Genomic DNA, 26435 nt, shown 5'->3' on the forward strand with positions numbered 1-26435 from the left:
GATACTGGCACTATATCAGCAATTATTCATGAATAGTATTCACGACTAAATGGCCAGAACTGTGGTTTTTCAACCTCTCGCAGCCACTTAAAGTATCCGCAAAGATACTCAGGAGGCGACAGACTATGTTAAATCGTACTGCAAACAGTGCAGCAAACTCATGGGTCAGTTATTTTTGCCTGGCATTCGTAGCCATGGCCGGGCTGGCCTACCTTAACTTTTTACCTGCGGTCGTGGACGCGCTGGCAGGCGGCATTGGTTTTTCCCCACAACAAGCCGGCACACTGGTAGCCAGCAACGGCTATGGTGCATTACTGGGCAGTATCTGCGCCATCTTTGTGGTTCGCCATATTGCCTGGAAGCAAGCTTTACTCATCACCTTCCTCGCATTGTGCATTATGGAACTCTGTACCGCTGCGTGGAGCACTTACACTAGTTTATTGGTCTGGCGATTTATCGCCGGTGTACTAGGCGGGTTTAGCGTAGGTGTGTCATTTGCCACACTCGCGCGTTTAAGTAACCCCGACAGAGCGTTCGGCGCATTACTGTTGATTCAGTTTAGTATCGGCTCAATGATTATCTATGCCATACCGCTGCTTGAAGCCTTGCTGGGTGACTACGCGGTGTTTTACACCATGGCGGGTTTGGTGTGCCTGGCCCTGTTATGTTTGCCCTTGTTACCCGCATTACCGGCCCAAACTCACACCAAACAGCAGACAAAACGCTTGCAGCTATCAGCCAAGAGCAGCCCGTTACTGCTGGCGATGCTGCTCTATCTGGTCGCAGCAAGTGGGATCTGGGCCTATGCAGGTCAAATTGGGCTGGCGGCAGGGATGTCACAGCAACAGACCAGTCAGACGATTGCAATGACGGGCTTACTGGGGCTAGGTGGCGCGTTATTACCCATACTCAATCCAAACAGGGCACACCGCGCAGTGTGCTTAAGTGGCGGTATTTCACTTTCAGCCATAGCTGCCTTACTGCTTTGCTTCGCACACTTTGACTTGATCTACGCGCTTGCACTGGCCCTGCTGTTTTTTGCCTGGCCAGCGGTACACGCCTATTTGCTTGCAGTGACGGCAGAGCTGGACAGCTCAGGGCAACTCTCTTCCTTCGCAGCGGTAGTATCCAGTGTCGGAATGGCATCCGGGCCGCTGCTCGGTTCCGCGTTACTCAACAGCGATGTCTTCACCACGATGTTGAGCACCTTTGCTGCACTACTTGCCCTCAGCCTGGGAATGCTGCTCGGGCCACTAAAAACCCCCAGGCTCGCGCAATCTCAACTAGCCACAACGCCTGAACAAGATTACCAAACCACAAGGAGTATCCGATGATCAAATACATACTGAACAAAATGCTCATTTCGATGCAGAAAAAATACGACTACGACGTCACCTATATGCAGGATGTGCTATCTGCGGATCTGAGTGCTTTTTTTAAATATCTGAAGTTTCAGTCTATGGCAGATTATCGTGGCGGTTTACCTGCCGCCCCCTTGTATGCAGCCAAATTACGCGCCATTTTGTGGGACGACTGTGGTCCCTGCACTCAGTTGCTGGTCAATATGGCATTGGAAGCCGGCGTGCCCGCCACTCAGGTCAGTGCAATTATCAATAAGGACCTTGCAGCACTACCTGATGAACTGGCGCAAATCGTGGAGTTTACCGACCAGGTTCTGGCCCACAATCCCGGTGCTGATGATATTCGTCCACATATCCTTTCAAAGTGGGGAGATAAGGGACTGACCGCCATTGCCTTTAGTATCAGCTCATGTCGTGTCTACCCGGCGCTTAAATATACTCTGGGGCATGGCAAAGCATGCAGCCGTGTCGTCGTGAAAGAGCAAACACTGACCCCGCCAGACAAAAACAATGCAATAACAGGGTAATATTATGAGCGAAAAAGTCATCACCTCCATTGCTGTCTTGCTGGGGCTGGCGGCGCTGGCAAATGGCGTGTTTATGCTCTTCTATCCACAGCAGTGGTATTGGAGTGTGCCCGGCGTGCCCGATCGGGGCTTTTATAATCAGCATTTTATTCGCGATATCGGCATGTTGTATATGCTGATTGGTGGGGCATTTAGCTACGGCGCTTTTTATACTCGCTACCGTTTTCAGATATGGCTGTTTCCTACCTTGTGGTTAAGCTGTCACGCATTATTTCACTTTTGGGAAGTGCTGGTCGGGATCTGCGGGCCTATTTTTCTGCTCATTGATTTTGCGGGCGTCACTTTACCCGCTTTGCTGGGACTATGGCTTTGCTGGCATGTAAAAAAGGAGCAAATTAATGCATAGCAAGTACGCAGTACTGTCGACGCTGTTGTTCGGCTTAGGGTTGGGTATGCTGCTCCCAGTCGCCCAACCAGCTCAATTTGTCGTCACGCAGCAAATCATGCAAAAAACAAAGCGACACCTGAGCCCTTTTGAGTTACACAGTGTACACGGCACATTTGATCAACACGCACTACTCGGGCAATGGACAATCGTCATATTCGGGTTCACACATTGTCCGGATATTTGCCCAACGGCACTGTCCCGGCTAGCGTCTCTGGAAACACACTTAACAACACGCTCCACCGAAGGAACAGTGGCGTATGTGTTTGTATCCATCGACCCGAAACGAGACTCAACACCTACGCTCAATAAATATGTACGCTATTTTAGTCACTCCTTTATGGGGGTTACGGGTCACCGAGAACAACTGAAATTACTGGCTCGCAGTCTCGGGGCGCAATTTCAGGTTACCGCAAAGCCGGACAATTACCAGGTTGCCCATTCCACTATGCTTTATTTAATTGGTCCAGAGGGCAAACTGCGCGGACGTTTTAATATAGATACTGATCTGACTGAACTCGCTCAGCAACTTAACAGCTTCATAAACCAGTAGGAAATTAACTTTATTGATTATCAACGAGGGCTTGAGAGGACTATTTACATCAAGTGATTACCAATGAGGATGTCTGCGTGTAAAGGGGCTTTACAAAAAAGTACGGCAAAGAAAAAGGCAACCTGTGGTTGCCTTTTCACGCGATTAATTCGCTTTTTTGATCGCTTTTTTCAGCTTTTTGATTTTCGCTTCATGTTTTGCGATTTTACCAGTACGTTTCTGTACTTCTTTCTTTAGCTTTTTAACATCAACTTTCTTAGCCATCCTGATCTCCTTTGACCGGTTTCTCTTGCTCTGGCTTGTGTTTTTTCACAAACCGCTTAATAAACTTTCTAATTTCGCGGGAAGAAGACGTGTCCAGCTCATTGCACAAGGCAACAAACTCATCTCTTTGCGCTTTATTAATACGCACAATCAATTGTGCATCTTTGTTGTTCGCCATGCTTTGCTTCCTGCAAGAGGGCATCTCAAAAGCCCCTATGTATATACAACGTATATACATTTTAAACACCTGTCAACTCTGGACTTTTTTTTTGTTCAGCCCCCTGAGCTGACACCCCACCAACTAAAGGCCAGATAGGTCCTATCTATGTCTATAATTCGTCTCTTTTCCTGCCCCTAATGCCCCTACACTAATCTCAACAAACACACTCAATATACAAACAGGAAAACAACTCATGAATAAAGCACTACTCGTTATCGACACTCAGGATTCCTTCTATCACACCCCTTACTGGTCTGTGCGTGATATCCCCGACTTTCAACATAATTTGACCCAGCTGATTGGGGCATTCCAGCGCAACCAGTGGAAAGTAGTCAAAATTCTTCATAGTCGGGAAGATGTTGCAGACAGCCCCTTCAACCCGGCGTCGGGATTTGTCAAACCTATGGCATTTTTGGATACTCAGTTTGATAAAACTTTTTATAAATCGGTACATAATGCCTTTACCGATACGGGATTGGCTACATGGCTGAAGCGCGCTAAGATAGACTGCGTCGTAATTTCAGGTATTCGAACAGAACAGTGCTGCGAAACAACAGCACGTATAGCCAGCGATCTGGGATTTGACGTTGAATTTGTGACTGACGCCACGTTAACCTTTGATATGCAACATCATCCCAGTGGAAAACATTTTAGTGCACAAGCCATAAAGACCCGGACAGAGCTGGTACTGGCAGAGCGGTTTGCAACCGTTCATCGAACACGCGACTATCTGGCATAAAACCACCGGGAAAAACACACATGACCATGCCAACACCCAGACAATTTTATTTTGTACTGCTCAATGACACCTTACCCCTTGATCTGGCAGGACCGTTACAAGTGTTGCTTGAGGCACAGCGCGCAGGACAGGCCATCGACATACATTATGTCAGTGCCGAAGACACGCAAATTATGGATGGTGGCCTGAGATTGCATCAACTCAAGCCCTTACCTGCTAAGCTGAATGCAACCGACGTGGTCATATTACCGGGCTGCAATGACGCCTTTGCAACCTATAACAATCCGGCTGGTTTACGCACCCAGCAATGGCTAAAGGCACAGGCCAGATATGACCCATATATCTTATCCATCTGCTCAGGAGCAGTACTGGCAGCCAAAGCCGGATTAATGGAAAATAAAGCCTGCACCACACACTTTGCGCTCATTGAGCGCTTTCGCAGCACATTTAGAGCCAGTAAAGTTGCTGACAATCGTATTTTTGTCCAGGATGGTAAGCTATTCAGTAGTGCAGGCATCAGTTCCGGTATCGATATGACACTACACTTTGTCTCAGTGTTATTCGGTGAACACATTGCAGCCCGGGTTGCCAAAGAGATGCTGGTGTACTTTCGTCGCAATGGACAAGATCCTCAGCTTAGCCCCTGGCTTTGTCATCGCAACCATATGCACCGAGCCTTACATCAGGTGCAAGATTTAGTGTGCAATCAGGTAGATAATCCGCACAGCCTGCAAACTCTGGCAAATGCGGCCAACCTGTCAGTTCGCCAGCTGAGCAGGTTGTTCAAGCAAAATCTCGGGATCACGCCTGGCGAATATGTGAGTGCTATTAAAGTTGCTCATGCCAAAACGCTCCTGTCGAGGAGTAATATCCAAATAGAGGCCATCGCTGATGCCTGTGGCTACAGCAGTGCTCGTCATTTTCGTCGTATCTGGAGCCAGTTTGAAACGCTATCTCCCTCGCAATACCGCCAAGCCCATCAACAGTGAGCGATACGCTTGCGTTTCTCTGGCTTTACCCTGTATTAAGTATTAAACTGCTATTTTTCATAGAGATATAACAATAATAAGATGGCAATTTTAGAAATTCTAACCACACCTGATCCCAGATTACGCGTAGCAGCTAAACCGGTAACCGACATCGCGTCAGTTCAAACCCTGATTGACGACATGCTCGACACCCTGTACGCAACCAGCAACGGTATTGGACTGGCAGCAACTCAGGTTGGCCGTGAAGAAGCGATTGTGATCATTGACATATCAGACGAACGCAACGATCCACTGATCCTCGTCAACCCTGAAGTAGTAAGTGGCAGTAACAAAGCAATGGGGCAGGAGGGGTGCTTATCTGTCCCTGATTATTTTGCCAATGTTGAACGCTACACTGAGGTTACAGTCTCAGCACTTGACCGCAATGGAGAGTCCGTTACAGTGCAAAGCGATGAGTTTCTGGCCATTGTTATGCAGCACGAAATCGATCACTTGTCGGGCAACTTGTTTATCGATTATCTGTCGCCACTCAAACGCCAAATGGCCATGAAAAAAGTAAAAAAATACGTCAAAGCGCAAAGCAAACAAAGCGCTTAAACTATACTATGCTCAGATATTAGCCAGCATGGTTTAATTTAACATAATTATTGCTGGCTTATGTGGACTCAAACGACAGCATTCACCCAGTGATCCACCTGAGCTTTCGCTTGCCTGGTCGCCACTTCACTGCCAATGTGTGGCATGCTGATCCCATATGCGGTGATCACATCAATGTTTGCAATACCAATAAAGCCAAGCACCTGTTTGAGATAGGGTACCTGAAAATCAATGGCATGCATTTCTGGCATCGACATATCAGCTCCCGCACTGGCAATAATGACGGCCTGTTTACCCTCCAGTAACCCCTTCGGACCCTGCTCTGAATAAGAAAAGGTCAAACCAAAACGACAGATCTGATCGATGTAATTTTTCATCAAACTCGTCACACTGAAGTTATGCATGGGAGACGCAAAGACAATAATATCAGCCTGTTTTAGTTCATCGATATAAAGTAATGATGGTTGTGCAACCGCTGTTTGCTCTGCCGTGAGCGCATCCTGATCACCATAAAAGCTATTGAGGATTTGATTATCATAAACTGGTGCAGGCGTCTGGCTCAAATCGCGTACTGTGAAAGCCAAGCTTTCATTCTTATTTTGCAATTGTGATTGCAAATAATCAGCGATCTCACTGGATACAGAAAATTCGTTTGCCGGGCTCGATTTGATAATAAGCACTTGTTTTGTCATAGTAATAACTAAGTATCTCTGAAAATTTCAGATATTATTGCGCGAAGATGGCTTACGAAAAAGTGTATCAGCCACAAATCAGTTTTGTCTTTTAGACAAAAATAAACTAGATTGTCTGAGAGAAAAGCATCTTGGATCACAATGGATAAGCTCAGAGCACTGCGCTATTTTAAGCGTGTTGTTGAATTAAATAGTTTCAGCGCTGTTGCCGAGGAGTTTTCGGTGCCCGCTTCTTCTGTATCAAGACGAATTAAAGATCTGGAAGCGTCACTGGGGATCGAACTGATCAAACGAACGACTCGCCACGTCAGTATTACAGAGTTAGGGCAGATCTACTATCAACATATTGGTGAGATCCTCAGTAAGCTGACTTACGCCGATGAACTGATCTCACAAAGCTTTGATAATCCGAGTGGTACGCTAAAAGTCAGTGCGCCTCCCGGCCTATCGAAAGCGCTGCTGGTACCCTTGTTTCGGCGTTTTCGCCAGCAATTTCCAAATATTTTGCTAGACCTCGACTACACCAATGAATATGCACTCTTCGGGCAAGACTCTGTCGATCTGGCGATCAGGGGTGGACCGGTTGACGATACCCGTCTTATCGCCAAACCGCTTATTCGCAGTGGTTTTACACTGTGGGCGCACACCAAACTGGCTGATCGACTAAATACACAATTTGGCACCACCAACTGGTCTATCGAGCAACTCTGTCGCTGTCCGGCCATCATGTTTCGCAGTAAAACAGCCCTCGTCCCATGGTGGGCACACGAGCAAGGCGACTGGCAGCCTGTGTCTAGTCAACCAGTTCTGATCAGCAATGACAGTGCAACTTTACTGGATGCGCTTGCTCACGGCGAAGGCCTGTTACTGGCCCCCGACTGGCTGCTCCCCGCACACCTAAAAAACCAGGTAACGCCCGTTGCACAGCACCATAAGTTGTCGCCTGGTAAGATAGACACAGTAGAAATAAACCTGGTGTATCAACACGCCAAGTATCAGCTACCGAATATAAAACTCAGCGTCGACTTTATATGTGACTATATGCGTACTCATGCTGCCGATATGGTAAAATTCTGATCTGAATTAACACATTGAATTATATAAACTAAATTAGATATCTTAGTGAGTACACCGGTATTGGCGGCGTCAGCTAACAGATCACTATTTTACTAACTTGGTTTCATCATGGTCTAGCTCATGAAAGTCACAGAACTGAGTAATAAACCAGCCAATTTTAGGATCGCGCTTGCGCGTCCGGTGCCAATACAACTTTAACTGGTAGTCAGGCACCGGGAGCGGTGGCGGCTGTAACTGAAGGTTTAATCTGTCACACACCTGCAAGGCATAACGCCTGGGCATAGTCAGCAACATATCACTCTCTGGTAGCAACGTTGGCGCCACCAACACATGTGGGGTTGTCACTGCGATGGTTCTGGATTTCTTAATTTTTGCCAATGCTTTATCGACTATCCCCCGACGCTCATTCCATGGCGCAATCAATATGTGCGGATATGCTATAAAGGTACTCAAATCTAATTGTTGTTTGTATGGGTGAGACTGACAACATACTGTCACGTAAGCATCTTCAAACCAGCTAAGCTGGGTCAGGCCCTCCGAGAATTCCTGCTGATGCGCAAATCCACATACCAAATCCAGGCTACCTTCTTTCAGAGCCTGCTCTGCTATACGTTCCTCCAGCTGGACAAAGCGGATATCCAGATTGTCAAACAAGCCAACCAAATGAGTCACAAAAGGTCGCAGACACCAGGCAGTGTAATCGGTCACCGCTATCGTGAGTGTATGAGGTTCATTTGCATCAAACGGACTGGCCTCTTGCAACCCTCCTTCCAGCATCTGCAAAGCCGGTAACACGGTCTTTGCCAGCCGATGTGCATGCGCGGTTGCCAGCATGCGATTATTCACCCGCACAAATAGTTCATCACCCAGACGCTCGCGGAGCCGGGTCAGTGCGTGACTACATGCAGACTGACTGAGATTCAGCTGCTCAGCAGAGAGCGTAACCGAGCCATTCTGATACAAAGCAGCAAACAGTTTAAGCAGATTAAGATCCAGATTAGGCAAGTGTTTCATTAATAATATACATTTAGCACGTGCAATCTATGCACTTTATTCATTTATGAATTGAGCTTACACTGAGTAACCATCATGTCAACTTTGGAAAGAAACAGCCGATGAGTATCACGATCCGCCACGCACAAAAAGACGATGCAGCAACAATATTGCATTTTATCAATGAATTAGCCATCTATGAGAAAGAGCCAGACGCAGTACTCAATACAGTCGCGGATATTGAGCAAAAACTATTTGGCGATGATGTACGCGCTCACGCCCTGATCTGCGAACAAGAGGGCGAGGCCATCGGTTTTGCCGTGTATTTCTTTAATTATTCGACCTGGCTTGGTAAATACGGTCTGTATCTGGAAGATCTGTATGTTGCTCAAGATCAGCGCGGGCAGGGCGCAGGTAAAGCATTAATGAAGTTTCTGGCTCAACTGGCCATCGAAAAAGACTGTGGCCGTTTTGAATGGGTAGTGCTCGATTGGAACAAGCCAGCGATCGATTTCTACAACAGCATTGGCGCCAAACCGCAGGACGAATGGATCATTTATCGCCTGACAGGTGATGAACTCAGAGCGTTTGCCGAACAACCTTAACTCAAGACACAAAAATGCGCCCTGCTCTCGGTTTAACTGCATCAAATAAGTTAACAGCGCTTATTACCATCGCCATCATTCATGTAAAGGGCGCCTGCGGGCAGCAGTGTCATGAAGAAGAGTCTCTTTTTGAGTGACCTAGCCAAATGCGCAGCCAAAAAGCCATGGCGCAAAGTTAAACGTATTTGCCCTGCATTTCCTGAAGTTCACGGGGCAGTTCAACGCCTTCACGTTCAGCGATCGCAAACATGGCGCGCTGCGTGAATCCGCCATAAATGTTGCCGTCTTTGTCTGTGATCTGCCAGTCCTCAATGTCATCGAAGTGGCAGGTGTAGTTATGCGCAAGTTTACCTTGATGCGTGACTGGTGGCGTGACTAAAAAAACACTGATCTCATCACCTTTTATCCCCTCAACGTGCGCACCAAGGTGCTCAGAGACACCACAGTCACTTTCAAAGTCGAGTTTCACGAAAGCATCTTTGGGAAATTGGCGATACAGGGATTTGAATTCATCTAATGACGCTTTGGCATCTGCCACAGCCTGGAGCAGCAAAGGATCATTTGGGTCAGTCTCCAGCGCGGGGTAATCCTCAGAGCTGGAGCTATAACGGTTGTGAAGCCAAAAGGCCAACACAATAAAGACAACAACTAAACCCCAATACATAGGCTCAAACTCCTTGTGATTGCGACATCTGTTGAATTGAGCTTAGCAAACTAATTAGCCGGACAAAAGCCGGTATCAAGATTATACCGGCCTGGTTTGATATGGCTTAATTTGATTTAGGCGCGGCGCTGCTGCCAGCCAGGATCCCACCATCAATATTCAGCTCGATCCCTGTCACATAAGCAGACTCATCAGACGCCAGATAAAGCACCGCATAGGCCACATCCATAGCATTTCCCATGTGTCCAAGCGGAATATCGGCAGCAATACCGGCAATTGCCGCATCCCGAGCTTCTCCTTCACCTAACATGGCATCCCACATAGGCGTTAAAATGGCACCCGGGTGCACAGAGTTACAACGAATAGGATAGCCTTGTTGAGCACAGTACAGGGCCACTGATTTACTGTGATTACGTACAGCGGCCTTACTCGCTGCATAAGCTGCTGCGGCCGGGATCCCGACCAAACCGGAACGCGAGGAGATATTGACGATACTGGCAGCCTGAGAAGCCTTCATAAGCCGGATCCCATATTTACAGCCAAGTGCAACGCCATCGCTGTTGGTGCGTTGCACAGTATGCCAACTCGCTAAATCTAAGTGCTCAGGGTCATGAGGGCCCGCAGTTTCCAGAAACCCTGTTATACCGGCATTGTTAACCAAAATATCCAGTCGACCGAACCGGGCTCGCACAAAACCTTCAGCTGCTTGCCAATGTGACTCCTCAGACACATCGAGCAGATGGAAATGCGCACGCTCACCGAGTGTGTCACATAGTTTTTGTGCCTCTTCAGCATTTTTATCTGTGATGATCACCGTGGCTCCTTGCTCAATAAAGCATGTGGCAACCGCAGCACCAATGCCACGTGCAGCACCTGTGATCAGGGCAATTTTATTATTTAGTCTGGGCATAATATTCTCCATTTATAGCAATCTGTTAAATTGCAGCAAAGTGGTAGCTATAAACAGAATAACCAAAACGCAGTCAGAGCCAGGCTGGCAGAAAAAGCCGCAACGATACCATGCAGAGTAGGAAAATACGTAAGCTTAAATTGATATCAAAGCATCAAAACTGGCGTGTGGCCACTCTGCTATACCACCACAAATGTACGTCCTGATAGAACGTTCAGTCATAGGGTGTATTCAGCACTACATAAATGCTGATTCAAAGGGTTAGCAGTTGTGATAAACCACTGGCAGTCTTGCTTACTTCAATTTCTGTGATCTCGTAATTCGCCAGTCCGGCGAGATAAAAAGGGTCGTTGTGTAGAATTGCTTCTAACTCGGTTTGGTTTTTTGCGGTAGCGAAAATCATTCCCCCTGTTCTGGGAACCTTTCTGCCAGACGCTAAAAAAACACCTTGCTGATAATATTGCTGCAAAAACTGAACGTGGGCAGGTAAATGCGCATCAACTTCTTCTAGTTCAACGGTGTACGTGATATTTACGACAAACACTCTCCACCGCTCCTTGCGCATTCATATTATCAATGCAGTTGTTTTAAAAACCACCACAAGTGTATAAGTCCTCAATCGTTTTGTAAACCAGCGCTGTATTAAGTAATCATTACATGCGTTAGTGTACACGTTACCGCACACGTTTGACTTTAGGCGCCATATTCACCAAAAAGCTGTCTTTATTGACCAAAAAGCCACATATACTGCTTATAACAATAAAGATGCCATACATAGATCCTATATATACCCAGTCATTATTCTCAGCTAATAACATCACACATGTGCCATCATTTACAAAGAAAACATTTAACACAGAAAGTACAAATACGCTGCGATAATAAAAGAGGTTTCCGGTATGACTTGCAAAAGAAGAGAGGATCAGTGCGAATAAACCGAGGTAGAATCCGATAACAGACAGAGCACCCGTTTGATAGCTTGGATATAACGCCAGCAGGGAAAGAACGATAGCTGACCAACCGGAAATTCGATATAACATGTTCAAATCCTTTGAATGTAATTTGTTAAAATTTGTAATTCTAACTCACCCCAAATTATGAGCGATACAGTACCAAATAGCAACCCATATGAGTTAATTCATTTTCCAATTATTTACATAATGCTGTCTCAGGGCATATAAACGCTGGGTTTCGACTGTTTAAAAAGACAACAACACCTCCCGAACTCGGGTTCTTAATGCGGGTAACACCTCAGCTTCAAACCAGGGGCGTTTTCGGACCCATAATTGGTTACGTGGACTGGGATGCGGCAGTGCAATTTGCCCGGGCAAAGCTGTGCGCCATTCAGTCACAGCCTGAGACACACTAACAAACTCAGCGATATGATAGCTTTGTGCATATTGACCAATTAAAATAGTTAACTCAATGTTATTAAACACCTCAAGCAAAGGGGCCCGCCATGTCTGGGCACAGATTTTGGGGGGAGGTAAATCGCCTGATTTGCCCTTACCGGGATAACAAAACGCCATAGGTACAATCGCGAATAAGGCCGGATCATAAAACTGAGCCTCAGTGACCCCTAACCATTCTCTGAGCCGTTTACCACTGGCATCGTTAAATGGTTTTCCCGTTCTTTGTACACTCAAACTAGGAGCCTGACCAGCGATCAGAATTTTCGCCGCAGGCAATCCCTGGATCACCGGCTTCGGTTCAAAAGGCAACTGTCCCCGACACAAAGTGCATTGCCGGACACGCTCAATGATATCCATGTTTAAATTCTCCTCACAACGCGATAACCCCTAATAAGTATATCAGTCTTAGCCCAATAAAATGGTGCAGGCGCGTGCTCACTAATTACCCAGGGTTTAACTCAACAGGAATTTGATATTCCTTTTGGCATTAATATTTGTACATTTAACGCATTTGCTAATGATAATTACTGTTATTTATAGCGCGATTCAGTGATAATTCGCCTCCCTATTTTTGATCAAAGAACAAGTATGTCGCTATCGCCTTACTTTGCTTACTTTACAGCCTATCGCATAAATGTTGTTACCCGGTTTGCACTCGCTATTTTCGGGGGGTATGCATGCACCGCGCTTTCTATCAGCCTAATGAGTTTGTTGCTGCCTGTCTCCAAAGTTGATGCCGTGTTATTCAGCGTGTGCCTGAGTGTAGTCATTCACTGCCTTATTTTTATCGCTGTATTCGCAACAAAATCGCTTCGCTTCCTCTGTGGTGGTTTACTGCTGCTCGCAATAGTGCAATGGCTGCTGATCCTGATATTAAGAGGATAATAATGAAAGACAGTTTTTTTCGTTCTATGACCTGGCTCCATACCTGGGTCGGATTACTTTTTTGCTGGCTGTTGTGGCTGGTGTTTTTTGCGGGTACGCTAAGCTTTTTCCGCCAGGAAATTACCCTGTGGAGCAAACCTGAGCTACACCCCCACAGCATTGAAGTTCAGAGTTCACAACAAGCGCTACTGGACTACGGCTTTGAACGCCTGAACTCAGAAGCGCCTGACGCAGCACGATGGTGGATCAGCTTGCCGTCTGAGCGCAACTCGCTACTGCGCGTCTCGCACCTGCCCTATGCTGAGCCAGGCGAAAAAGCCAGTTGGGTCAGCCATAACCTGGCGGCCGATAGCAAAATTCCCGTGACTCCGAGGGAGTCAAAAGGCGGGAGCTTCTTTTATCGTCTGCATTTTGACTTACATTATATGGACCGTACCACCGCGCGCTGGATAGTGTGTCTGGCCAGCCTGTTTATGTTGGTTGCTCTGGTCTCAGGCATTGTGATCCACAAACGTATTTTCAAGGATATGTTCCAATTCAGAGCGGGCAAGGGCAGTCGCAGTTGGCTCGATGGACATAACCTGAGCTCAGTACTGGCTTTGCCATTTCATCTGATGATCACCTACACAGGGCTGATCACACTTATTTTTACGCTTTTCCCGTATCCGGCGCAAACTGTGTATGGCGATGGGGTTAAAGAGTTCAGAAAAGAATTTTACCCGGAACGACAGCGCCCTCAGCTGAGCAACCAGACACTGACCGATCCGGCTTTTTCACAGTCGTTAGATCACTTTTTTACTAACTGGCCAGAGCAACCTATTTCTCGCATCATCATAGATCACCCTCAGGATGCAGCGGCAGTAATGAAAATTTACGGTGCGAACCGCAGTGAAATAAAAGACGAGCAAGCAGTCTGGTTATATTCAGGCAAAACGGGTGAACTCCTGAACACTGTGCACCTTGAAAACAGTACTGCGGCTCAATTATATGGCGGTATGATTGCCATGCATACCGGACGTCTGGCATCTCCCGGCTTGCGTTGGTTGTACTTTCTTTGTGGCCTGGCAGGCTGCGCTATGATTGCCAGTGGCTGTGTTATGTGGGCCAAACGGATCCGAGAGCGACAAAAACCCACTCAGCCAGCCAGTTTTGGTCTCAAGTTGGTCGAGTCGCTCAACCTGGCAGCCATCATGGGCCTGCCACTGGCTACAGCGGCATTCTTCTACGCCAATCGGCTCCTGCCTGTCGGTAACAATGGTCGTGCCGATCAGGAAGTACTGGCATTTTTCCTGATCTGGGCTGCTGCAACGCTGTTTGCCGCTAAGTGGCGAAATACTCAAGGCTGGCATACTCTGGCACTTGCCAATACCTTTGCCTGGCTCATGCTGCCCTTGTGCAATGCTCTTACAACACACGGCAATTTAATCAGTTACATAAGCAATGGTCAGTGGTCATTGGCTATGTTCGATATACTGGCTCTGTTAGCCGCAGGCGTATTTTTCTGGCAGAGTAAAAAGCTTCAATCAGCTCAGCCACTGCGCGCCCGCAAGGAGCGTGCTGCATGATGTATCTGATAGCGACCTTGTTATGTCTCTCAAGCTTCACGGCCTTTGCGCTGGCTAAGACACCGCACTACAAAGCGGTGTTTGGGGCAAGACCCGACCAGATCCAGAGTAAAAGATATCTACTTTCAGCCTGGATCATGCTTTTACTAACTCTGGTTATCGATATCAGCCAGGCCGTTGGATACGGCAGCCTGATGTTCTGCGGCCAGATGGCCCTCGCCGTTTTACTGATGGCGGTCATGCTGTCCTTCCGACCACGCTGGATAAGATCACTATTTTACCTACTCCCTGCAGCCACACTCATTATGGCTGTGCTTGCCATGTTATAAAAACCAGGGGCTGAGCCTAGTTCAGCCCCTACTCATGCTATAAATCAAACAGATAGATACAACAACTCAGTCAATTTTCCAGCCCGTTGGAGCAAAAAATTACCAACTTGCTCAAAAATCCCTCCTGAGCTGCTCTCATCCACTTTGATACACCCGGATCTTAGTAAAAAACCCGCTCTGAGTGACGCTATGCATGTCGAACGTTAGTAAAATGATGATCTCTGACTCAAAATGACGCTTCTTAGTTGGTAAAAATACGATCCAGGAACAAAAGCAGTTAGTAAATTACTGATCTCAGTGCTGATCGCTTTACCAAGTAGTTAGTAAAAATATGATCTATAGTCACCAAAAACCTGATTTATTCGCCATCTGCCCACCTAAAAATAGTCACTACAGGAAACAATACTGATCCGTTGACCAAAAACCTGCCAAATGCCTTTAGAGTTAGTAAATTCGTGATCTGAACCGGATTAGGTTAGTAATACTTTGATCTGGATGACGATAATGTTAGTTAATACGTGATCCAGCAGAATGCATCAGTTAGTAAAATAACGATCTGTCGACTCATTGGGCTTACCGATGCCTGTCATACTGGCTGAGTTGGTAAAAACCCGATCTCACTGTATAGATCCAATCCACAGGAGTGTCCGTTTAATAAAGACAACAAATTAAAATAGTCAGCGCAGGGGAAAGCACATGATCATATTGATTGTAGGCGGTTCAGGCGGTATCGGACAGGCACTGGTTAATCGCTATGCCAGTGAGCAACCCGAAGCCCACATATACGCGACCTACCGAACCTCCAGACCCGAAATATCACCGCAAAACGTCCAATGGCTCCACCTCGATGCGAGCCAGGAAGAAAGCGTCAGGGCTTTGGCTGCGCAACTGTCTAAGGTCGATGTACTCATTAATGCCACCGGACTGCTGCACACTCCTGATAAGCTCCCAGAGAAGTCTATTCAGGAATTTGACCCTGACTTTTTTAACGACAACCTCAAAGCCAATACGCTCCCAACACTGTTATTGGCCAAGCACTTTGCAAAAGCACTGAAAGCAAAACACCCGACTTACTTCGTTGCTCTGTCAGCCCGGATCGGTAGCATTTCAGATAATCAGCTGGGTGGATGGATCAGTTACCGCAGTGCCAAAGCGGCGCTGAACATGGCGCTCAAAACCATCAGTATTGAATGGCGTTATAAACTACCTAATTGCTGTGTCCTGGCTTTTCATCCAGGCACAACCAACACCGCCTTATCCATACCTTTTCAGAAAAATGTGCCACCCGGCAAGCTTTTTTCTGCCGATTTTGTAGCACAGAGCCTGACTGATCTGATACAGAGCAAACACGCATCAGACACCGGGGGGTTTTATAGCTATGATGGATCTGCAATTACCTGGTAATAGATCACTCAGGTCTAAACGGGCCGTGCATCTGCACGTGTCCGTTAAGCCCGTTATGCACAGCGATATAACGAACAGAGGGCCCAATCGTATACAAAAAATAACGCATGCCGTCAGTCGCCAATGCATTACCTACAACACACACTTGTCCGTGCTTCACTTTATACATTCTGTTTGTTTTTGTTTCTTCAAATGTAGGGCTACTGACCTGCTCATGGACAAACCGTTTATCAGCATCGGAGCAGTCTGCCATACCTGCCAAACCCGCAAAGGAGGCCAGTAAGCCCATAAATAGCAAAAATCTCATGTTTAATCGCAAATCACATGCTTGTTGGTTAAAAGACCCATAGAATTAAATGAAAACTATTATCATTAGAGGCTTATATGCATATTTCCGCACGCGTTATCGCAAGCGTTATACTGCTCACCACCGTGTTGTTATACAGCCACACGGGTGCAGCGCAAACCACACAAGTTGAGGTTTACACACCCAGTGCAACAAAGCAACCTAGGGTGATGACCCTCAGCGGCTCTGTAGAAGCCAGACACCATGCACAACTGGCCAGCCAGGAATCTGGGTTGGTGCAAACTTTGCTCGTTGACGTGGGTGACAACGTCACTCAGGGCGAACCACTGTTGAAACTGGATGCCACACTGGCCGAACTGAACCTGGCGCAGGCCAGAGCAGGGGCACAAGCGGCAAAAATTTCGGTTCAGGAAGCACAGCGACTACTCGATGAAGTAGAAGCCCTTTCTAAAAAACAAAGTGTTGCACAAACGCTGATTGGCGAGCGTACCGCTGCTCTGGCCAATGCCAAAGCGGAAAAAATAAAACAGCAAGCCCTGGTGGCTCTGGCCCAGGAAAGACTCAATCGTCACACCCTGTATGCCCCCTTTACAGGTGTCATTGGACAACGCTCCGTGGACATGGGAGAGTGGGTCACACCGGGCAATCAACTCTTTACTCTGGTCGCAGAATCGGACTTACGTATAGTAGTTAATGTGCCACAGGAGTACTTCCCACTGTTGCGCTCAACACCTAATCTTCCGGTTATGGTCACGCCCGATATCAACGCAGCTAAACCCATCAAGGCACAGATCAGCCGCATCGTTGCTGTTACAAATCCGTCCAGCAGAACCTTTACAGCACATATAGATTTGACCGATACCATGGCTGTCCATGCTCAATTTACCCCGGGTATGTCCGCCCAGGCTGATCTGTTGCTGAACGCACAAGACGGTGCGGTCTGGATCCCTAAAAAGGCGGTAAAGCAGCATCCGGATGGCGGCAGCAGCGTGTTTATTGCCGATAACAATACGGCGAAACGTAAAATGGTTACCATCACAGCAACACGACCAGACTATGTTGCCGTGACTGGCCTGACAGGCAGTGAGTCAGTGATCACCACAGGCATTGAGCTGTTAAAAGAAGGCACACAACTTCAGATAAGCGCCAGGGCAGGTAACCTACAATGATAGAATCAGCGGTAAAACGCGGCACTTTGGTGGCCGTGGTGGTGCTGATCACCACCATTTTGGGCCTGGTTTCAGCGCTCAACATCCCCGTGCAGATGATCCCGGACCTGGAAGTCAGAACGATTACCGTACAAACGGGCTGGCCTGGTGCAACACCACAAGATGTGGAAAAAGAGATCCTGATAGAGCAGGAGCGCTATCTGCGCAGTTTGCCAAATCTGCAACGTATGATCTCGTTTGCCGAAATGGGCGAAGCGACTATAGAGCTGGAATTCCCTTTTGGTGTTGAGGTCAATGACGCCCTTATTCGGGTAAACAATGCGCTCAGCCAGGTGCCCGCCTATCCGGAAAACGTCGATCAGCCAAGACTATTTTCCAGCTCCTTTTCCAGCAATGCCTTTATGTTTTTCCTGCTCAAACCACAGCCAGGGAACCCACTACAGCTAGACATGGATCTACTGCGGGACTACGCAGAAGACTATATCCGGCCTCGTATGGAAAGTGTCACAGGCGTCTCCGAGGTTCGCATTGGTGGCGGTGCACAACGACAGATCCAGATTAAGGTTGATGCTGCACGTCTGGCTCAGCGTGGTATAAGCCTGAGCGATGTCAGAACCGTGATCCGCGACCGTAACCGGGATACTTCAGGCGGTGACATAGAAAGTGGTGAAAGCCGTTATCTGCTGCGCGTCATTGGCCGCTTTGAGCAGCTCAGTGAACTGGAAAACCTCATCATAAAACGCGACGGCAACGCCAATGTATTGCTTAAAGATGTTGCCAATGTAACGCTCGATCACTTCGAAACCCGCGGTGTGTCTTATTCCAATGGCGAGCGTACTTTGCGCCTGTCGGTGCGTCGTGAGAGTGGCTCAAATGTACTCGACATCAAAGAACAAATGCTCCCGGTCGTTGCAGAGATTAACCAACAATTACTGGCACAAAATGGCCTCGAACTGACCTTGCTTAGTGACGATGTGCGCTATGTGAAAAGCTCGCTTGAAAACGTTTGGACCAACCTGGCGCTGGGTGCATTACTGGCTACTTTGGTCATGTACTTCTTCCTGCGATCAGGACGGGCAACCCTGGTTGGTGTTATGGGGATCCCATTATGTACCATCGCTGCATTTTTTGCCCTGATGAGCTTTGGCCGTACCATCAATGTGATCTCTCTGGCCGGTGTTGCTTTTGCCATCGGGATGACAGTAGACAACACCATCGTGGTGTTAGAATCTATCGTTCAGGCCAAACGCGAGGGGATCAGCCGACGCTTAGCCGCGATTAATGGCGTAAAAGAAGTCTGGCCTGCGGTATTGGCGTCAACTGCCACCACAGTGCTGGTATTCGCGCCTATTTTATTTGTGCAACAAGAAGCCGGACAACTCTACTCAGACATTGCGATTGCCATATCAGGTGCCATCATTGCCTCTATGCTTGTCGCCATTTTTGTGGTGCCCGTCGCACTAGCAAATTTTGGCAAAAAGCAGGACCTGGAAGAAAAGCGTCAGGTTGAACTGGGCAGCTACTGGCTCAAGCTGTCGCAACTGTTTACCCGCACCACCACCCAGGCACGCATTGCCAGTGCCGCTTTCATTATCGTGATCATGGGCCTGGCGACCACGCTGATGCCGGCAGCAGAATATCTGCCAGAAGGGGAGGAGCCCAAAGCCTTTTCTATGATGATTGCGCCGCCCAACTATAATCTGACTGAGATGGAAAAAATTGGTACTGAGCTGCGCGCCTATTTTGATGATTATGTGCAGGCAGATAGCAGTGATTTTCTGGCTGGTAATACAGAAATGCCACCGCTTGAATACTACGCCATGTCAGTATCGGTTGGACGGATCTGGTTCTTAAGTGCACCGGTAGAGCCGGAACACATTAATCAGATGATGAGTGCCATCACAGACAAGTTCAGAAGCTACGAGGGCATGCGCGCTTTCTCGGCCAGAGGGTCTATCATTTCCAGCAATGACGGTGGTACACGAGCCGTGGCAGTGGATATTGCCGGTGCAAATATCACGGATCTATACAGCGCCGCAGAAGCGGTATATGCAGAAGCAGACAAGCTGTTCGATAAGCCACAAATTAACTCAGACCCAAGATCGCTGACGCTCGACCAGCCACTGATAGAGATCCAGCCCCGCTGGGCACGTCTGGCAGAACTGGAGCTCGATAACCGCGACTTTGGTTATGCGGTGGCCGCGATGAGTGATGGTGCATATGTTGATGAGTTCATCCTCAACGATGATAAGGTCGACATGTTCCTGTTCAGTGGCGCGGGCAATCGCCAGACCATAGAGCAACTGTCAACAACCCCGATCATCACACCTAACGGACAAGTACTGCCGCTTAACGCGCTGGCCGATCTGGTAGAAAGTAAAAACAGTAATTCGGTGCGCCGCGTTGATGGCAACCGAACCGTCACTGTTTACATCATTCCACCGAGAGACGTCGCACTGGAAACCGCCGAGCAGATAGTACGTCAACAACTATTGCCTAACCTCTGGCAGCAGGGCAAGATTGCTCAGGGTATTAAGGTTAATATCAGTGGCGCAGCGGACCAGCTGGAAGCAACCAAGTCATCACTCTCTGGTAACTTTGTCATTGCGCTGGTGCTGAGCTACCTGCTGCTCGTGGCTATTTTCACACATTGGCGCTATCCGCTGTTTATTCTGGCCACTGTGCCTCTGGGTATGGCCGGGGGATTGTTAGGGTTAGTGACAGTCAATGGCATTAACAGCACCTTGTCAGCAATGGGGCTCAGTGCCTTCCACCAGCCATTTGACATGATCACTATGCTGGGCTTTTTGATCTTGCTGGGCACTGTGGTGAACAACCCAATCCTGATTGTAGATCAGACCCGACGCTACGTCTTGGAGCAGGGGCTGAAGGTCAAAGAAGCTGTTCAGCAGGCTGTTGCAAAACGTCTGAGGCCGATACTGATGTCAACCACCACCACCATCTTTGGTCTTGCGCCTCTGGTGCTTATACCGGGTGAGGGTACCGAGCTGTATCGTGGCGTAGGGATTATCGTACTCAGTGGTATTTTGGTTTCAACGCTGCTCAGCCTGACCTTTTTGCCGGCACTCCTGGTGGCGGTGATTAAGGATGAAAAGCCAGCCTAAAAACACCTTAGCCCGAAGTGCCATACTTCGGGCTTTGTTTAATCAGCAACGAAAATAGTCCCCTGCAAATACAATACCCCAAACCCGGATACCAAAACCCGCTCGCCTGCTACCTGACAATGTAATACTCCACCACGCTGCGAAGCCTGATAAGCCACCAATTCATCGCGACCCAATAACTCTGCCCAGTAAGGGGCCAGCCCTGCATGAATGGAACCAGTTACGGGATCTTCATCGCCGCCATTGGCAGGCCAAAAGTAGCGAGAAATGAAGTCATAATTGTCAGACCGTGCTGTTGCAACCACATCCAGCGGAGCCAACTGTTTGAGCAACTCACTATGGTATGTCAATTGCTCTACCGAGGCGGCTTGATCGAACACAGCAAAGTAGGCCTGGCGATTTTTGAGCACCTCTACAGGCTGCTCAGACAAGCCTTCCAATAACACAGCGGGAGCTTGTGCAACAGGTTCAGGCTGCTGGTTCGGAAAGCTCATTTCTATTCGCTGATCCGGCAACTGATTAACGGTTAAAGGGCCCACCTCGCGAGTAAGAAAGGTGATCTCGCCCTGGGCAGCTAAATGATTAAAAATCACAAACGAAGCAGCGAGTGTCGCATGACCACAAAAGGCGATTTCTGTCAGCGGAGAGAACCAGCGGATCTCAAATTGATGACCTGATGCGGTATCAACAGCGCGAATAAAAGCGGTTTCAGAGAGGTTGTTTTCAGCAGCAATCTGCTGCATTGTGGTGTCTTCCGGCCATAGATTAACAGGGACTACGGCGGCCGAATTACCTTTGAATTGAGCCTGGGTAAAGGCATCTACTATGTATATGTCATACTTCATCATGCTTCCTTAACAAGGAGCATGCTGACACTCCGACGGTCGCGCCAGCACGCTCAATCAAATCACTTCATTGTGACCCATAGTAAACACAATGAAGCGGGAAACAATCACTTTTCTTGTCGGGTTATCAACCAAGCCAGGCCGATGATAGCCGTCATTGCGAGACCCGACAGCAAGAAGGGATCAATGATAAGGGTATCATTGAATTCAAACTTACCAGCCGAGATTTTTTTCCAACCCATAAAATGCTGATTTGCCGCAACAACTGCACCAAAGAAACCAAATACCAGTGCAGCATATTTACCCAGCCAGTGACGCGCAGCACCGGTGAACAAAATGAGTCCTAGCAGACCAATTACGGTGCGTTGCACACGGCAGTAAGGGCAGACATAAACCACACCCATTAGCTCAACCGTCCAGGCAAGGATGGACACACCAATCGCAAACAGACCCAGCCACTTGGCATGGCGAGTATAGGTTTCTAACTCAAATAACATACATTTACCTTTCTTAATCAACGAGCTATCCGGATTACAGTCAACAGCTCATACAGCACAATCGAGATATAATATCACATATTCGTTAAAGGTATAAATAAGATGATTAAGGAATAAGAAAGATAACATGCAACAGATAAGCGGCCCGAACAGCCACTTCAGGGCTGGCTTATTGCTGACGCTCTCTTCGCGTAAGCAAGGCAATCATCAATACCAACGCAAGCACATCTATCTGAACCGCATTTAAAGAAAACGCGCCAGCGTTACCAGTCAAGCGAACGGTAGAAGAAAATAAAATACCAAAAGACAGTTCAAAGTCTTTCAACCAGGTGAAGCCGATTTGAATTCCGCCAAGCCCCGTATACTTGTAATTAAGTACGCCAAAAGAAAAACTAACAACCTGTAACCCCTGATTCAGTATTGATAACCAATACCACTTTGCCTGCTCTTTAATCGCCGTATAACCCGCAGCAGCACTGAGCAGGATAAAAGGCACGCTAATAAAAGATAACCATGACGTAAGCGGCCCAAATATCAGCCCGACCGTCATCACAAATGCAGCCAGAAGCTGTATATACCCAATGACTTTCACACGCCTTTCAGCATTTTGGGGCCCATTTTCCACTCGCTGTTGTTCGTGCAATTCGGCTTCTTCCTGACGAGCATTTATTTCAGCGAGCAGGGCTGAATAGTGCTCTGAATCAGGCGTGATTTGTTGCAGCGCTTCATGAAGTTCAGCTTGAGTATACTGAGAGTAATCAACTTTTATCATTGTTATGTAGCCCAAAAAATACGACATTGGATGGTTTCGCGAGTGCACGCTATTTACCCATGCTCAGCAGCAAATATTACTCGCCAGTCCCGCTACAACTAGCGGCATCTGGTCGACATAGGGTGACCATCAACATATTGGATCAGATCCCATAAATTACCATAGAGATCTTCAAACACAGCGACAGTGCCATAGTCCTGCGTAGCGGGCTCACGCACAAAATGTATTCCCTTGGCTTTCATCCGTTCATAATCCCGCCAAAAGTCATCGGTACTTAAAAACAAAAACACTCGACCGCCAGCCTGATCACCGATAAAGGGGTTTTGTCGGGGTTTAGAAGCTTTTGCCAACAATAAAGCCACCCCATGAGAATTCGGGGGAGCCACTACGACCCAGCGTTTATCCTGCTCGGCCTGATAGGTATCTTCTATCAACTCAAACCCAAGTTTACCCACATAAAAGTCGAGCGCTTCGTCGTAGTCGTTAACCACCAGCGCAACGTGCGCAATGTTCTGTTTCATAGTGACCCTTAAGCTTATTTTCGGGGCTGAAACTTCTTGGTCATACCCTGGCTCTTTGGTGCAACCAGTCTGTACCCCAGTTTCTCGTAAAATATCGGCTCATCAGCAATCATGGACACATAAGATCCGGGCAATGCCACAGACGACAAATACGCATCAATCGATTCCATCACACGGCGACCCAGCCCTTGCCCCTGATAAGCTGGGTCGACTGCCACATCGACCACCTCAAAATTACAGGCACCGTCACCGACCACCCGGCCCATCGCAATCAACTTTTCGCCTTCGCGGATCGAAACCCCATAAAGTGTATTAGGTAAGCCAATTTCAGCCGCTTCCAGCGACTTTGGCGAGAGCCCGGCCTTAACACGCATATCGCAATATTCCTGGGCAGAAGGTACTTGTTGTATTAATTCTAGCATCGTTTTCGTCTCCTATTTAGATACTTAGTAAACCATAAAATACTGTATATAAAAACAGTTAAACGAAAATAAATGTTATACAGTAACAAAATCAATCTCGGTCATATTGAACGTGCGCCGGCACCTTTTTAGATTGCGTCAACCCCCTTTACATTAGGTAATTCAGAATATTTAACGTTGCACACTATCTGTTACATCGGCACACTATGGTGTTGGATATAACACTAATAAAAAAACAATTTTCTGCTCAAGGACCCTGATAATGAAAACAATAATTCCAAAACTCACAGGCTTACTCGGTGGCGCCATCAGCATGTGTTTAAGTGCACAATTTAGCTACGCAGCTGAAACACAGTTCATGTCATCCGATGCATTACTACTTACTCAGGTTCAGATTGTCGATGTCGAACAACAAGAGATCCGCCGCAGTGCTTTGCTGATTGAACAAGGTAAAATAGCCGCTGAATACCCAGCGCCTCCGGTCAACTTTAAAGGGCGGACACTCAACCTGAATAACCGCTGGCTTATCCCGGGGCTGATCGACATGCATGTTCATGCGTTTGGCAATCGGGCTCCTTATGCCAAATCAGATTTTGCCGGAACTGAAAAAATCTCCCAGCGCGTGCTGTATGCGGGTGTCACCGGATTTGTCGACTTATTTGGCGATGAGCAAGGCCTGATAGACGCACGCACAAAGCAAAGAGCAGGCACCTATTTTGGTGCCGATATCCACAGCAGTTTATCTTGTCTGACCGCACCAAAAGGCCATTGCACAGAATACGGCCTGGAAACACGCACTATGTCAACCCCGGAAGAGGCTGTCGCTCAGGTGCAAAGTCTGGCGAAAGCCAAGCCCGACGTGATTAAAGTGGTTTACCAACCCAGTGACGATCAGCCCTCGATTGATAAAGCCACTTTTGCTGCCATCGTCCAGCAAAGCAACAAACTCGGGATCAAAACCATCGTCCACCTTAAAACCTGGCAGGAAGTCATCGATGCCATCGACGTAGGAGCCTCAGCGTTCACTCACATGCCCGGCACACCGATCCCGACAGGACTGGCAGATAAAATTGCAGCGGCGAAAATGGTGGTGATCCCGACCATGACAGTTCATACCGATCTAACAGACTTTCTGTTCGACAAGACAGTGATCGCCTCTGAGCTGCTTCAGGCTATGACCACCCCAGCCATCATTGCAGGTTACCAGAGCGAAGAAACAATGAAGAAGTGGGGAGACAGAGAAGCAAAGTGGCGTAACCAGGATACACAAAGAATTGCCAACCTGGCCGAGTTAGTTAAAGCCGGTGTCACTATTTTAAACGGAACAGACGCTGGTAATTATGGCACCATCCAGGGTTATTCAGTGCACAGAGAAATGCTAAAGCTGAGCGAAGCAGGCATGTCTAACTGGCAGACGCTGGCAGCGACAACCACACAGGCAGGTACCTTTTTGGGAATAGACAACAGTCTAAAACCAGGGGCTCAGGCAAGCTTTGTGATACTGGATGCTTCACCGATTGAAAGTATTCAGAACACCCAAAAAATACATGCGGTGATCCATCAGGGCAAAGTCGTAGACCGAGTTCAGGCACTTAAAAACGGATTTTAATCCCAGGTGCCGCTTCAATGATGCGGCGCCTTTCATCAACAGGTAGTATTTTAATGCGTCGTACACATATTGGCCTGCTTGCAGGCCTCTGCCTTGCTATTTGTACTGTGGTGTTTTACCCAAAAGAACACAATAGCGCCGAAAACATCAAGATTTCAGAGCCCATTGTCGAACAGGATCAACACCCGGACCGAGCAAATAAAACCATCAACACGACAAGTCAACCACCCGAACAGAAACAAGTGCAGACCGTGTCACCTGAAGCACTGTTTATGGAGGCCGTACAAGTACGCCAATGTCGCAACGTACCGCGTACAGACAAAGCATTCAATCAATGGCTCGATGAGGCATTATCGCGCGATGAAGTACACGAGATAGTCGAAACCATGAAAGCTCGATATCAGCGCTGTCTGGGCGACACCAACCGTGATGAAAACTATGTAGAGAAACTGATGCAAGCAGCCCAAATGGGCTCTGATGAAGCGGCCGATACACTTTGGCGACTTGCCCCGACAGAAGTGCATCAGGCACTGAAATTCAGCACACTTACCAGAGATGAGCAGGTTGCCCGCATGAAAGCATTCACCGCGCAAAAGTATCAAGTGACTGAGCAAGTCGCATTGCTAGGTGGAGAAAAAGCGATCCTACAGCTGATCCGTGGCTATCAATATCTGGACCCTGATACAGGCGGACAAGACTATATTCAGGCGCTGGCCTACAGCCATTACTTTTTGCAAACCCGCCAGGACAGTGAGGTGTATAGTCGCGTTGAGTGGACAAGGCAATATCTGGAACAGCGTATGACACTCGATGAAATTACTCGGGCACAACAATTGGCCAATGAGTTACAGCATCACGAATGAGATCATTGAACCATTAGGTTTGTCTATCACACACATTGATGACTTCTATTTTATTAATTTAGCTGGCTTTTTTA

Annotated in this window: 31 protein-coding genes; 17 read left to right on the plus strand and 14 right to left on the minus strand. The window is 47.7% G+C overall.

The window, feature by feature from the left end; genetic code table 11:
• Positions 1-125 precede the first annotated feature (125 nt).
• From CWC22_RS23585 to CWC22_RS23600, 4 genes are read left to right on the plus strand one after another with little or no spacing between them, the layout of a single operon-like run.
• The gene (locus tag CWC22_RS23585; protein ID WP_138536995.1) at positions 126-1334 is read left to right on the plus strand and encodes an MFS transporter; all 1209 of its coding nucleotides are present in this window, start codon (positions 126-128) and stop codon (positions 1332-1334) included.
• Entirely contained in the window at positions 1331-1888 is a 558-nt protein-coding gene (locus CWC22_RS23590; protein ID WP_138536993.1) for a hypothetical protein, read from the plus strand. Before CWC22_RS23585 ends, CWC22_RS23590 begins: the two co-directional genes overlap by 4 nt.
• Before the next feature lie 4 nt (positions 1889-1892).
• On the plus strand, positions 1893-2294 hold the full coding sequence (locus tag CWC22_RS23595; RefSeq protein ID WP_138536991.1) for a hypothetical protein: 402 nt from the start codon (positions 1893-1895) through the stop codon (positions 2292-2294).
• Entirely contained in the window at positions 2287-2886 is a 600-nt protein-coding gene (locus tag CWC22_RS23600) for an SCO family protein (protein ID WP_138536989.1), read from the plus strand. The genes CWC22_RS23595 and CWC22_RS23600 overlap by 8 nt, the downstream gene beginning before the upstream one ends.
• 256 nt (positions 2887-3142) lie before the next feature.
• Here CWC22_RS23600 and CWC22_RS23605 read toward each other — a convergent pair whose 3' ends face one another.
• Positions 3143-3328 carry a hypothetical protein gene (locus CWC22_RS23605; protein ID WP_010384442.1) on the minus strand — a complete coding sequence of 62 codons (186 nt, stop codon included), beginning with the start codon at positions 3326-3328 and terminating at the stop codon, positions 3143-3145.
• 235 nt (positions 3329-3563) lie between these two features.
• Between CWC22_RS23605 and CWC22_RS23610 the strand changes: the two genes are divergently transcribed.
• The 3 genes from CWC22_RS23610 (at position 3564) to def (ending at position 5695) form a co-directional block, all read left to right on the plus strand.
• Positions 3564-4109 carry an isochorismatase family protein gene (locus tag CWC22_RS23610; RefSeq protein WP_138536987.1) on the plus strand — a complete coding sequence of 182 codons (546 nt, stop codon included), beginning with the start codon at positions 3564-3566 and terminating at the stop codon, positions 4107-4109.
• 20 nt (positions 4110-4129) lie between these two features.
• Complete coding sequence (locus CWC22_RS23615) at positions 4130-5098, plus strand: GlxA family transcriptional regulator (RefSeq protein WP_138536985.1); 969 nt, start codon at positions 4130-4132, stop codon at positions 5096-5098.
• 81 nt (positions 5099-5179) lie between these two features.
• A complete protein-coding gene (def, locus tag CWC22_RS23620; RefSeq protein ID WP_138536983.1) occupies positions 5180-5695 on the plus strand; it encodes a peptide deformylase in 516 nt (171 codons plus the stop codon).
• Between the two features lie 68 nt (positions 5696-5763).
• Here def and CWC22_RS23625 read toward each other — a convergent pair whose 3' ends face one another.
• Positions 5764-6387 carry an FMN-dependent NADH-azoreductase gene (locus CWC22_RS23625; RefSeq protein WP_138536981.1) on the minus strand — a complete coding sequence of 208 codons (624 nt, stop codon included), beginning with the start codon at positions 6385-6387 and terminating at the stop codon, positions 5764-5766.
• A 141-nt stretch (positions 6388-6528) separates the two neighbouring features.
• On the opposite strand from CWC22_RS23625, the gene CWC22_RS23630 reads away from it, so the two are divergent.
• Complete coding sequence (locus CWC22_RS23630; RefSeq protein ID WP_138536979.1) at positions 6529-7464, plus strand: LysR family transcriptional regulator; 936 nt, start codon at positions 6529-6531, stop codon at positions 7462-7464.
• Positions 7465-7548: 84 nt separating this feature from the next.
• Here CWC22_RS23630 and CWC22_RS23635 read toward each other — a convergent pair whose 3' ends face one another.
• On the minus strand, positions 7549-8478 hold the full coding sequence (locus tag CWC22_RS23635) for a LysR family transcriptional regulator (RefSeq protein ID WP_138536977.1): 930 nt from the start codon (positions 8476-8478) through the stop codon (positions 7549-7551).
• A 101-nt stretch (positions 8479-8579) separates the two neighbouring features.
• Here CWC22_RS23635 and CWC22_RS23640 point away from each other — a divergent pair, with 101 nt between their 5' ends.
• On the plus strand, positions 8580-9062 hold the full coding sequence (locus CWC22_RS23640) for a GNAT family N-acetyltransferase (protein ID WP_049865601.1): 483 nt from the start codon (positions 8580-8582) through the stop codon (positions 9060-9062).
• 175 nt (positions 9063-9237) lie between these two features.
• Here the strand turns inward: CWC22_RS23640 and CWC22_RS23645 are convergent, their stop codons facing one another.
• The 5 genes from CWC22_RS23645 to CWC22_RS23665 form a co-directional block, all read right to left on the minus strand.
• Positions 9238-9726, minus strand: coding sequence for a DUF2314 domain-containing protein (locus tag CWC22_RS23645; protein WP_125560325.1), 489 nt, complete (start codon positions 9724-9726; stop codon positions 9238-9240).
• A 106-nt stretch (positions 9727-9832) separates the two neighbouring features.
• Positions 9833-10636 carry an SDR family oxidoreductase gene (locus tag CWC22_RS23650; RefSeq protein ID WP_125560323.1) on the minus strand — a complete coding sequence of 268 codons (804 nt, stop codon included), beginning with the start codon at positions 10634-10636 and terminating at the stop codon, positions 9833-9835.
• A 253-nt stretch (positions 10637-10889) separates the two neighbouring features.
• A complete protein-coding gene (locus tag CWC22_RS23655; RefSeq protein WP_125560320.1) occupies positions 10890-11180 on the minus strand; it encodes a YciI family protein in 291 nt (96 codons plus the stop codon).
• A gap of 130 nt (positions 11181-11310) precedes the next feature.
• Entirely contained in the window at positions 11311-11676 is a 366-nt protein-coding gene (locus tag CWC22_RS23660) for a hypothetical protein (protein ID WP_125560318.1), read from the minus strand.
• A 159-nt stretch (positions 11677-11835) separates the two neighbouring features.
• Entirely contained in the window at positions 11836-12405 is a 570-nt protein-coding gene (locus CWC22_RS23665) for a uracil-DNA glycosylase family protein (RefSeq protein ID WP_125560316.1), read from the minus strand.
• Positions 12406-12636: 231 nt separating this feature from the next.
• Between CWC22_RS23665 and CWC22_RS23670 the strand changes: the two genes are divergently transcribed.
• The 4 genes from CWC22_RS23670 to CWC22_RS23685 all read left to right on the plus strand — a co-directional run bounded on the left by CWC22_RS23670 (position 12637) and on the right by CWC22_RS23685 (position 16231).
• Complete coding sequence (locus CWC22_RS23670) at positions 12637-12933, plus strand: hypothetical protein (RefSeq protein WP_138536976.1); 297 nt, start codon at positions 12637-12639, stop codon at positions 12931-12933.
• 2 nt (positions 12934-12935) lie between these two features.
• On the plus strand, positions 12936-14498 hold the full coding sequence (locus CWC22_RS23675) for a PepSY-associated TM helix domain-containing protein (protein ID WP_138536975.1): 1563 nt from the start codon (positions 12936-12938) through the stop codon (positions 14496-14498).
• Complete coding sequence (locus CWC22_RS23680) at positions 14495-14827, plus strand: DUF3325 domain-containing protein (protein WP_138536974.1); 333 nt, start codon at positions 14495-14497, stop codon at positions 14825-14827. Before CWC22_RS23675 ends, CWC22_RS23680 begins: the two co-directional genes overlap by 4 nt.
• A gap of 696 nt (positions 14828-15523) precedes the next feature.
• Positions 15524-16231, plus strand: a complete 708-nt coding sequence (locus CWC22_RS23685; protein ID WP_138536973.1) for an SDR family NAD(P)-dependent oxidoreductase — start codon at positions 15524-15526, stop codon at positions 16229-16231.
• 4 nt (positions 16232-16235) lie between these two features.
• Here the strand turns inward: CWC22_RS23685 and CWC22_RS23690 are convergent, their stop codons facing one another.
• Positions 16236-16538 (minus strand): hypothetical protein, encoded by a 303-nt coding sequence (locus CWC22_RS23690; RefSeq protein ID WP_138536971.1) that lies wholly within the window; start codon positions 16536-16538, stop codon positions 16236-16238.
• Positions 16539-16615: 77 nt separating this feature from the next.
• On the opposite strand from CWC22_RS23690, the gene CWC22_RS23695 reads away from it, so the two are divergent.
• Entirely contained in the window at positions 16616-17707 is a 1092-nt protein-coding gene (locus CWC22_RS23695) for an efflux RND transporter periplasmic adaptor subunit (protein WP_125560305.1), read from the plus strand.
• Positions 17704-20832: an efflux RND transporter permease subunit gene (locus CWC22_RS23700; protein WP_138536968.1), complete on the plus strand. Its 3129-nt coding sequence runs from the start codon at positions 17704-17706 to the stop codon at positions 20830-20832. Before CWC22_RS23695 ends, CWC22_RS23700 begins: the two co-directional genes overlap by 4 nt.
• 38 nt (positions 20833-20870) lie before the next feature.
• Here CWC22_RS23700 and CWC22_RS23705 read toward each other — a convergent pair whose 3' ends face one another.
• The 5 genes from CWC22_RS23705 to CWC22_RS23725 all read right to left on the minus strand — a co-directional run bounded on the left by CWC22_RS23705 (position 20871) and on the right by CWC22_RS23725 (position 23889).
• A complete protein-coding gene (locus CWC22_RS23705) occupies positions 20871-21677 on the minus strand; it encodes a PhzF family phenazine biosynthesis protein (RefSeq protein ID WP_125560301.1) in 807 nt (268 codons plus the stop codon).
• Between the two features lie 107 nt (positions 21678-21784).
• On the minus strand, positions 21785-22174 hold the full coding sequence (locus CWC22_RS23710) for a disulfide bond formation protein B (protein ID WP_138536966.1): 390 nt from the start codon (positions 22172-22174) through the stop codon (positions 21785-21787).
• A gap of 169 nt (positions 22175-22343) precedes the next feature.
• On the minus strand, positions 22344-22946 hold the full coding sequence (locus CWC22_RS23715) for a hypothetical protein (protein ID WP_138536964.1): 603 nt from the start codon (positions 22944-22946) through the stop codon (positions 22344-22346).
• 98 nt (positions 22947-23044) lie between these two features.
• Positions 23045-23467, minus strand: a complete 423-nt coding sequence (locus CWC22_RS23720; RefSeq protein WP_138536962.1) for a VOC family protein — start codon at positions 23465-23467, stop codon at positions 23045-23047.
• Between the two features lie 14 nt (positions 23468-23481).
• Positions 23482-23889, minus strand: a complete 408-nt coding sequence (locus CWC22_RS23725) for a GNAT family N-acetyltransferase (protein WP_138536960.1) — start codon at positions 23887-23889, stop codon at positions 23482-23484.
• 262 nt (positions 23890-24151) lie between these two features.
• Here CWC22_RS23725 and CWC22_RS23730 point away from each other — a divergent pair, with 262 nt between their 5' ends.
• Both CWC22_RS23730 and CWC22_RS23735 read left to right on the plus strand, forming a co-directional pair.
• Positions 24152-25498, plus strand: a complete 1347-nt coding sequence (locus tag CWC22_RS23730; protein ID WP_138536958.1) for an amidohydrolase family protein — start codon at positions 24152-24154, stop codon at positions 25496-25498.
• A gap of 53 nt (positions 25499-25551) precedes the next feature.
• Positions 25552-26361, plus strand: a complete 810-nt coding sequence (locus tag CWC22_RS23735) for a hypothetical protein (RefSeq protein ID WP_138536956.1) — start codon at positions 25552-25554, stop codon at positions 26359-26361.
• Positions 26362-26435: the final 74 nt, after the last annotated feature.

The sequence above is a fragment of the Pseudoalteromonas rubra genome, assembly GCF_005886805.2.
GTDB classification, from domain to species: domain Bacteria; phylum Pseudomonadota; class Gammaproteobacteria; order Enterobacterales; family Alteromonadaceae; genus Pseudoalteromonas; species Pseudoalteromonas rubra_D.